Source organism: Streptomyces sp. NPDC005898, from assembly GCF_040629635.1.
Lineage (GTDB): Bacteria > Actinomycetota > Actinomycetes > Streptomycetales > Streptomycetaceae > Streptomyces.
Genome location: NZ_JBEXWC010000026.1, coordinates 103,827 through 112,912, shown reverse-complemented (window position 1 = coordinate 112,912; position 9,086 = coordinate 103,827). Strand labels below are relative to the sequence as shown.

Here is a 9,086-nt window from a genome sequence, read left to right as displayed (position 1 = left end):
ACCCGGGGCGCCCCCCCGGGGGGGCCCCCGGGCCCCCGGCCTCCGGGGCCACCCGCCGTTCGCATGCCCGCGACCGGCCGCCGATACGTGTTACAGGCATGTTTCCCGTGCAGGTCAGAGGCGGTGTACGCGGGTGCCGTCAAGGCCCTGGGAGGGTCAGTCCGGCGTCAGAGGAGCATCAGGGGTTTCGGCCAGCATGACGGAAAGGAATCAGCCACAACCCAGGGGGGGAATTCATGGCGGTCACACCTGTCATATCCGAGGTACAAGAGCGTCTCGACACCTGGCCCATGCCGCGCACCTGCCCGTATGCGCCGCCGGACGCCTACGCCGAACTGCGTAGGGGTGCACCCGTCAAGGTGCGGATCAGGACAGGAGAGGCCTGGCTGGTCACCCGCTACGCGGACGTTCGCGCCATTTTGGCCGACACGCGTTTCAGCTCGGACGACACGCTGCCCGGCTTCCCCGTCCGCATACAACTGCCGCCCGCGCCCCGGGTGATGTCGTTCACGCGCATGGACGGCCCGGAGCACGGCCGGCTGCGCCGCATGGCGATGACGGAGTTCACCGCCCGCCGCACCCGGGCCCTGCGGCCCTCCGTGGAGCTGCTGGTGGAGCGCCTCGTCGACGAGCTGGAGCGGGGGCCGCGCCCGGTCGACCTGGTGGCGCGCTTCTCCGTACGGCTGCCCTCCCTGGTGATCGCCCGCATGCTGGGCGTCCCGGAGGCCGACGAGTGCGACTTCACCGAGCTGAGCCAGGCCGTCCTCTCCCAGGACGCGACCCCCGAGGAGATCTACGCCGCCTTCGTGGAGATGACGGGCTACCTGGACGAACTGATCCGGCGCAAGGGCCGCGAGCCGCAGGAGGACCTGCTCAGCCGCCTCGCCACGCAGTACGTCGCGACGGGCGAGCTGTCCCACGACGACCTGGTGGCCATGGCGCGGCTCTTCCTGGTGGCAGGCCACGAGACGACGGCCCACCAGCTCAGCCTCAGCGTGCTGAGCCTGCTGCGCGAACCCGCGCAGCTGGAGCAGCTGCGCGGCGACCCGTCGCGGTTCGCCCCGGCCGTCGAGGAGCTGCTGCGCTACTGGTCCATCACCCAGGACAACCAGGTCCGTGTCGCCGTCGCCGACGCGGAGATCGGCGGCGCGCACATCGCGGCGGGCGACGGCGTGATCCTCGCCTACCCCGGCGCCAACCACGACGAGACGGTCTTCCCGGACGCCGACCGCCTCGACCTGACGCGCGACGCGAGCCGGCACATCGCCTTCGGCCACGGCCCGCACCTGTGCCCGGGCGCCTCCCTGGCCCGCATGGAGCTGGAGGTCGCCCTGCGCGCCCTGGTGGGCCGCTTCCCGGGCCTGCGCGTCGCGGACGTGCCCGGCGCGGTCTCCTTCCGCGAGAACACCATCAACTACGGGCTGAACTCCCTGCTCGTGACCTGGTAGGACCACCCGGCCGACGTCAGGCGGACGTCAGATCCGTGTCAGCGCCCGGTGAAAGAGTCGTTCGCAGGTGCTACCAGATCAAGGAGTACGCCCGTCATGGCCGACAGCAGCGACGCCGCGGTCCCCACCAGGGCCCTGGTCATAGCCAATCCCGCATCCGGCAGCCACAGCCCCGAACTGGTGCGTGACGTCGAGGAACTGTGCTCCGCCCACCTGTCCCACACCGAACGGCACCTCACCACCGCCCCCGGGGACGCGACCGCCTTCGTGCGCCGCGCCCTGGAGCGGACCGAGGGGGCGCCGGACCTCGTCGTGGCCATCGGGGGCGACGGCACGGTCCGCGAGGTGGTGCAGGGCCTCGCCGAGTCCGCCGGGCGCGCCGCGCTCATGGTGGTGCCCGGCGGCACCGGGAACTCCGGGTACAAGATGCTCTGGGGCGAGCAGCCCTGGACCGAGTCCCTGAAGGCGGTCCTCGCCGACTCCGGGCCGGGCGGCAGCGCCCGGCTGCGCCACCTGGACCTGGCGCGGCTCGCCGAGACCGGCAACTGCGTCTGCCTGGGCGCCTGCACCGGGGTGATCGCCGACGCGCTGATCACCGCGAAGGGCATCCCGCTCAGCGGCCGCGAGCTGTACGCCCGCGCGTTCGCCGAGACGGCCGAGGCCTACGTCCCGTACCCGGGCCGGGTCGTGGTGGACGGGAAGGTGGTCCACGAGGGCCCGACCGTCCTCGCCAACGTCGGGGGCGGCCGCTACCGCGGCGGCCGGTTCCTGGTCCTGCCCGACTCGGTGCTCGACGACGGACTGCTCGACGTCTGTGTCATCGGTGACGGCGTCGCCGCCACCGAGGTGCCCGGACTGACCCTGGAGGCGGCGCACATGGCGCATCCGGCGACCGTGTACGCACGCGGCCGCACGATCACCGTCGAGCGCACCGACGGCGGACGGCTGCCTCTGGAGCACGACGGCGAGTACCAGCACGGGATCGGCGCCTCGGCCACCTTCGATGTGCTCCCCGGAGCGCTCGCCGCCTGGGCGTCGGCGCGAGACGAGCTCTGACCGCACGCCCGGCCCCTCTTTCCTCATGTCCCTTACCACCTGACTGCTTTCTCTCTCCAAGGAGTCCTCATGAGCGACCTCAACAACACCGTCACCCGCTACCTGGCCATCTGGAACGAGGCGGACGCCGACAAGCGCGCCGCGGCGATCGCCGAGCTGTTCACGGCGGACGCCCCGTACATCGACCCGATGGCGGCCGTCGAGGGCCACGAGGGCATCGGCGCGGTCATCGCCGGCGCCCGCGACCAGTTCAAGGGCCTCGGCTTCGAGCTGATCGGCACCGTCGACACCCACCACAACCTCGCCCGCTTCCAGTGGGGCCTGGTGACCGAGCCCGGCGCCGAGCCGATCGCCATCGGCTTCGACGTCGCGGTCACCGCCGAGGACGGCCGAATCAAGGGCGTCTACGGCTTCCTGGACAAGGTCCCCGCGGCCTGATCACCCCCGCGGCGGCGGTACGTCATCGGCGTACCGCCGCCGCGGCACTCACCGGCCCGGCGGCCGTGCCGCCCGGGCCCGCACAGGAAAGGCACGGTGCGTCACATGTCGGCAGTCCTCGCCGAACGGGTGGCCCGGACACTGTGCGAGCAGTGGGAGCCGCCCCGGCCCGCGGCGGCCCGCGCCGCCACGGACACACCGCTGCGCGAACTCTCCCGATGGGCCGCGCGACTGCGCCCCCAGGACGTGCCCTGCCGGGTCCTGAAGCTCGCCGCGAGCCAGGTCCTGTCGCAGGTCGCCTCCATCAGGGCGGGCCTCGCCCATCCGCTGGGCCGCAAGCTCGTGGCCGCGTTCGGCCATCCCATGCAGCGCGACCCGCGTGCCGCGGCGGGCGTCTTCGCCGCCCTCGGCTCCTGGCTCAACCTCGACGACACCGCGTACGCCGGTCATCTGTCGAACTCGACCGTCGCGGTGCCCCTCGCCTTCGCCTACGCCCGCAAGCTCGACGGGCTCTCGCTGCTGACCGCCGTCGTCGCGGCCAACGAGTGCGCGGCCCGCATCACCGCCTCCGCGACCCTCGGTCCGCTGCGCGGGCAGAGCGCCGTGCACACCCATCTGGCGGGCGCGGTCGCCGGCCGGCTGCACTGCGACCGGGCGCCCGCCTCGCAGTGGGAGGACGCCTTCGGCCTGGCCTTCGCCATGCCCAACTGGCCGCTGATGCGCGCCTTCCTGGCCAGCGACGCCCGGCTGTTCAACACCTTCACGCCCGTACGCACCGCCATGGACGCCTGTGACGCGGCCGCCGCCGGGCTGCGCGGCGCCCCCGACATCATCGAGCACCAGGACGGCTTCCTGGCCCGCTTCGCCACCGTGCCGCTGCCCCAGGCCGTCGCCAAGGGGCTGGGCAGCCGCTGGCACACCGACACCCTGTCGTTCAAGATGCACCCGGGCGGCCCCGGCATCGACGCCGCCGTGGACTGCGCGATGGAGATACACCGGGAGCTGGGCTCCCTGCGCCCGCAGGACGTGGCGGAGATCGTCGTGGAGGCGTCGCTGTACACGCTGTTCGCGGGGGAGCGCGCCGCCCAGTACGTCAACGGGCCGGGGTCCCCCCTCGGCGCGCTCGTCCTCGACGTGCCCTACCCGGTCGCCACCACGCTGCTGACCGGGGAGTTCTCGGTGGACGACTTCTCCTCGCCGCGGCTGGACGACCCCGACCGCTGGGCGCTGGCCCGCCGGGTGCGCCTGGAGCACGACACGCGGATGACCCGCGAACTCTTCCTGTCGGACGCCCCGTTCGGCGAGGCGGTGCGTGAGGCGGGCCCGCTGGCCACCCCGTGGCTGCGCGGCTTCGGCGGTGACGAACTGGTGGACCTCATCGGGGATCTGGGCGCCGCGGGCGCGGACTTCTCCCGCTCGACGAAGGCCACCGGGGCCCGGGTCACCGTACGGCTGACCGACGGGCGCACGGTCACGCGCGGCCGGCTCATCCCGGTCGGCGCGGCCGGTCCCGACACGCGGGTGCGGCACTCGGAGATGGTCCGCGAGAAGTTCCTGGCCGTCGGCGGCTCCACGCAAGTGGCCGACACCGTCGGCGCGTTGCACCGGATGCGGCCGCGCGGGGTGCGCCGCTGGATCGAGGCGGCCTTCCTGGACTGACCGCCGGGCCGTGAGCGCACGGAGGCCGTACGCTCGTCGGCACACGGGTCAGGACGCCACCCGGTGGGTGGTCAGGAAGACATCGATGATCTCCCGCACCCGGTCGACGACGTCCTGGCGGTTGGCCTGGACCCAGGAGATGTGCTGGGCGCCGAAGAGCGCGGCCCGCAGCACCCGGGCCAGCGCGGCCGGATCGGCGGTCTCCAGCGTCCCCGCCTTGTCGCAGTTCGCCAGGAGTTCGGTCAGCAGGTCGGTGAAGCCCACGTAGGGGACCGGCATGTCGCCCTTGATGTAGGGGCGTTCGATCTGGAGCCGGGAGCCGGCCTTGATGTAGTCGTCGTCGCGGAAGCCGCCGGCCACCGCCATCAGGACGTCCATCACCGTCTGGGGCGAGGACGGGTCGCCGTCCAGGACGGGGGCGATGATCTCGTTCAGCCGCCGGTAGAACTCGTCGGCCACGGAGACGGCGATCGCCTCCTTGTTGGCGAAGTGGAAGTACACGGCCCCCTTGGTCAGCTCCGCCTTGTCGGCGACGTCCTTGATGGTGACGGCGGGGAAGCCGGTGTCGGCGAAGACCGAGGCCGCCGCGTCGAGGATCGTCCTGCGGGTGTGGATGGCCCGCTCCTGCTTGAGGTGCGAGGTGTCGTCGGAGAGGGAGCCGGCCGGGAGGGACGACAGCGGTGTCTTGCGTTGTTTGCTCATGGGCTTCCATATCGTGCTGAGTCGATCGGATCGGACAACTGCTGGGCACGCAGGGGTGGTTGATGATGACCGCACGTGGTGACAACCCTTGAAATATACCTTCCCGCAGGTATATTAATTCCCGGGCAGCAAGGCTTCACACGCCTGTTCTCTAACAAGAGTTCGTCCTGATTTGGGGGGAAGCGTTGTCTCGGATGTCGGTCGTACTCACGGATACTTCCAGAAACGGGGAGGCCTCATCAATGGATCCCACGGTCCCTGGCCTCACCTTTCTCAGACCCGTGCCGCGCGAGCTGGTGCACCGCAGCTCGATCGCGGAGGTCTTCGTCACGGACGGCTGTCGCGTAAGCGACAGCCGTTTCTCTGTCGCGGCCCAGTGGCCGCGCGATCACGCGCTCTACCACCCTGACGGGCAGGGCTTCAGCGATCCGATGCTGTTCGCCGAGACCATCCGCCAGGCCCTGCTCTACGTGGCCCACGAGTACTGCGAGGTCCCGCTGGGGCACCGCTTCGTCGGCCGCGACCTGTCCTTCGACATCACCGACCCGGCCGCCCTGCGGATCGTCGGTGTCCCCGTCCCGGTGGTCCTCGACGTGCGGTGGACCTGGGAGGAGGGGCGGCCCAGGGGGGCCAGGATCGACGTACGGCTGCTGGTCGACGGCGTGCAGTGCGGCAGCGGCACCCTGCGGGTCTTCGTGCTGGACGACAGGCGGTACGGGCTGCTGCGCCGGATGGCGTGGGGCGGCGACACCCCGCCCGTCCCCGTCGCGCGCAGTACCTCGGCCACGCCGCTCGTGCCGCCGCGCCGCGTGGGCCGGCTGCGCTGGAAGGACTGCGTCCTGGAGCGCTGCTGGCCGGACGGGGACTGGCAGCTGCGCCTCGACCGCGACCACGCGGTGCTCTTCGACCACCCGACCGACCATGTGCCGCTGATGGTCCTGATGGAGGGCTTCCGGCAGCTGGGCCACCTCTGTGTGCACGAACAGGTCGAGGAGCCCGACCAGGTGTTCGCGCTGGTCGGCTCCCAGGTGGAGTGCGCGGCCTTCGCGGAGCTGGACGCGCCGATCCGGCTCGTCGTCGAGCAGAGCGTGCCGGGCGCCGGGGCGACGGACCCCTTCCGGCTGCGGGTCGCGGCCCTCCAGGGGGACACCCTGCTGGCGCGCACCGACATGATGTGGGCGGGCATGGGGCCCTGCCCCGCCCCGCCGGCGGTGGGCCGCTGGCCCGAGCCGGCCTCACTGACAGGCTTTGCGCCGTAGGGCCTGGGCCAGCACGTTCCACATGGCGGCCACCCGGCCGCCGCCCGACTCCGGCCGGTCACCGGCGGAGCCCATCCAGAACACACCGAAGAAAGCGGCCACGAGCAGGTCGGCCACGGCCTTGGCGGACGCCGAGGCATCCCAGCGACCCTCCTGCTGTACCTCGCCCACCAGCCGGCGCACGACGGAGTGCGTCTCCTCCAGCAAGGCGGCGGTGACCCCTGACGCCTGAGCGGTCTCCAGGGTCAGTCTCAGCGCGGCACGGGCACGGACATCGCCCTGGAAGAGCTCCCCCAGGGTGAGCATGAGGCTACGCAGTCGGTCGAACGCCGGGCCGGTGGCGGCCCTCGCCTCACCCAGGGGGAGTTCGACCGCGGTGGACAGGTGGGTGGAGAGCACGGCGGCCAGCTCCTCCTTGTTGGAGAAGTGGCCGTAGAGGGCGCCCTTGGTCAGGCCGATCTGATCGGCGATCTTCTGCAAGTTGGTGTTCGCGTACCCGTATCGCGCGAACTCGTAGGCGGCGGCGTCCAGGACGGCGTCGTATGTGCGCAAGGCCCGTGCTTGCTTCGGCAAGGTGCACACCTCCTTCACTGGGATCGAGTGGCGAGGGGACCGGCGGCCATAAAGATACGTTCAAGAACGAATTCTAATCGGTGCGAGAGGTGTATGCCACAGATGTTTCCGTCACAGAGTTCACCAGCAGGACGTCAGCGGCCCGACAGCCTCGCGCTGCCCCCGGCCGCCGTCGCGAACGCCGCCAGATCCGCGGCGGTCCACACCCACCACGCCGACCGGGAGCACCGGTTGCACGAGGAGACCGCGGGGCTGCTGACCCGCGCCGGCTTCGCCCGGCACTTCGTGCCCCGCGCCTGGGGCGGCACGGAAGGCACCTTCGACGCGCTCCTCGACGCGGCCGCCACGGTCGGCGCGGGCTGCGCCTCGGCCGCGTGGTGCGGCGCCCTGTGGGCCGCGCACGGCAGATTCGCCGCCTACCTGCCCCCCGACGGCCAGCGCGACCTCTGGGCCGACTCGCCCGACACGCGGATCACCGCGGTGATGAGCGCCTCGGGCGAGGCCAGGCCCACCCGGGACGGCTGGCTGCTGAGCGGCAGCTGGGCCTACGCGAGCGGCGTGGACTACGCGGACTGGCTGCTGCTCACCTCCACCGAACCGACCGAAGCCGGTGAACCGGGCGGCCTCTGCCGGGTGTTCGCCCTCCCGCGCGCCCAGGCGACCGTCCTGGACACCTGGCGGCCCGACGGCATGCGCGGCACCGGCAGCCAGACCGTCGTCGTCGAGTCCGTCCCCGTGCCCCGGCACCGCTCCTTCCTGATGGCCGACCTGACCGCCGGTACGCCGGGTCCCGGGCGCGCCCGGTGCCACACCGTCCCCGCGCAGCTCGGCGGCGGCCTCCTGTTCTGCGGCCCCGCGCTGGGCGCCGCGCGCCACGCCCTTGAGGAGTGGTCGCGGTGGGCGGCGCGCGCCGCGCTGGCCCTGCCCGAGGCCGGCGCGCTGCGGCTGCACCGGGTCCTCGCCCTCTCGGCGGACGAGATCGAGGCCGCGGGCCTGCTGCTGCGGGACGCCGCCCAGCGCGCCGACGCCGCCACCTGGACCGAGCGGGACGTCGCCCGCAACCGGCGTGTCGCGGCCTCCGTCGTCGGGCTGCTCGCCCGCGCGGTGGAGCGGCTGCACCGCACCGGCGTCCCCGCCGGCCCGCCGGCCCCGGCCGCGGTCGAGCGGTGCCGCCGCGACGTGCGCACCGTGGCGGGCCACCGGATGCTGCGCCGCGAGCAGGCGGCGGTCGACTACGCGCGCAGCGTCTTCTCCGAACTGGCCGAGGAACTCACCGAAGTCACCGCCACCGCGCGGGACCTGGCACCGGAGGTGCCCCATGCCGAGGTCTGAACGCCCCCGTCTGGTCTTCTCCGACGTCGACGAGACGCTGATCACCGGCAAGAGCCTCTTCGACTTCCACGCCTACTACGCGAGGGGCCGCCACGGCGCCGAGGGCACCCTGCGCGCCGCCCGGCTCCGCGAGGACCTCCTCGCGAAATCGGCGGCGGGCCTGCCGAGGGCGCAGGCCAACCGCGCCTACTACCGGGCCTGGCGGGGCGAGCCCGTGGCGGCGGTCGAGGAGTGGGCCCGCCGCTGGTTCGCCGAGCGCAGCGCCGCCGAGGGCTTCTACGTGCGCCACGTCGTCGCCGAGCTGCGGCGGCACCGCGCCGAGGGCGCCACCATCGCCCTGGTCTCCGGCTCGTTCCGGCCCCTCCTGGAACCCCTCGCCGAGGCGGTCGGCGCCGAACACGTCTTGTGCGCGCGCCCGGAGCGGTGCGGCCGCGTCTACACCGGCGCGCTCCTCGGCGCCCCGGTCATCGGCGACGAGAAGCGCCGCCTGGTGCGCGAACTGCTCTCCCGGCACGCGCACATCGACCCGGCCGACTGCTACGGCTACGGCGACGACGTCTCGGACCTGCCGATGCTCTCCGAGGTGGGACACGCGGTGCTGGTCGCACCGCACCGCTGA

General features: G+C 72.6%; 9 protein-coding genes. 7 read left to right on the top strand and 2 right to left on the bottom strand.

Going from position 1 to position 9,086, the window contains the following annotated elements:
- Positions 1-236: 236 nt before the first annotated feature.
- From ABZ385_RS28025 to ABZ385_RS28010, 4 genes are all read left to right on the top strand, one after another.
- Positions 237-1,448 carry a cytochrome P450 gene (locus tag ABZ385_RS28025; protein WP_358584365.1) on the top strand — a complete coding sequence of 404 codons (1,212 nt, stop codon included), beginning with the start codon at positions 237-239 and terminating at the stop codon, positions 1,446-1,448.
- Between the two features lie 96 nt (positions 1,449-1,544).
- Positions 1,545-2,504, top strand: a complete 960-nt coding sequence (locus tag ABZ385_RS28020; protein WP_358584364.1) for a diacylglycerol kinase family protein — start codon at positions 1,545-1,547, stop codon at positions 2,502-2,504.
- A gap of 69 nt (positions 2,505-2,573) precedes the next feature.
- The gene (locus tag ABZ385_RS28015; RefSeq protein ID WP_358584363.1) at positions 2,574-2,942 is read left to right on the top strand and encodes a nuclear transport factor 2 family protein; all 369 of its coding nucleotides are present in this window, start codon (positions 2,574-2,576) and stop codon (positions 2,940-2,942) included.
- Positions 2,943-3,047: 105 nt separating this feature from the next.
- Positions 3,048-4,601: an MmgE/PrpD family protein gene (locus ABZ385_RS28010; protein WP_358588784.1), complete on the top strand. Its 1,554-nt coding sequence runs from the start codon at positions 3,048-3,050 to the stop codon at positions 4,599-4,601.
- 48 nt (positions 4,602-4,649) lie between these two features.
- Here the strand turns inward: ABZ385_RS28010 and ABZ385_RS28005 are convergent, their stop codons facing one another.
- Positions 4,650-5,303, bottom strand: coding sequence for a ScbR family autoregulator-binding transcription factor (locus ABZ385_RS28005; RefSeq protein WP_358699846.1), 654 nt, complete (start codon positions 5,301-5,303; stop codon positions 4,650-4,652).
- 242 nt (positions 5,304-5,545) lie between these two features.
- Between ABZ385_RS28005 and ABZ385_RS28000 the strand changes: the two genes are divergently transcribed.
- Entirely contained in the window at positions 5,546-6,562 is a 1,017-nt protein-coding gene (locus ABZ385_RS28000) for a ScbA/BarX family gamma-butyrolactone biosynthesis protein (RefSeq protein WP_358913677.1), read from the top strand.
- Here ABZ385_RS28000 and ABZ385_RS27995 read toward each other — a convergent pair.
- Entirely contained in the window at positions 6,539-7,144 is a 606-nt protein-coding gene (locus ABZ385_RS27995) for a TetR/AcrR family transcriptional regulator (protein ID WP_358913676.1), read from the bottom strand. The two genes, ABZ385_RS28000 and ABZ385_RS27995, sit on opposite strands and share 24 nt — an antisense overlap.
- A gap of 93 nt (positions 7,145-7,237) precedes the next feature.
- On the opposite strand from ABZ385_RS27995, the gene ABZ385_RS27990 reads away from it, so the two are divergent.
- Together ABZ385_RS27990 and ABZ385_RS27985 are read left to right on the top strand one after the other, a co-directional pair.
- Positions 7,238-8,467 (top strand): oxidoreductase, encoded by a 1,230-nt coding sequence (locus ABZ385_RS27990; protein ID WP_358913675.1) that lies wholly within the window; start codon positions 7,238-7,240, stop codon positions 8,465-8,467.
- Positions 8,454-9,086, top strand: coding sequence for an HAD-IB family hydrolase (locus ABZ385_RS27985; RefSeq protein ID WP_358913674.1), 633 nt, complete (start codon positions 8,454-8,456; stop codon positions 9,084-9,086). Before ABZ385_RS27990 ends, ABZ385_RS27985 begins: the two co-directional genes overlap by 14 nt.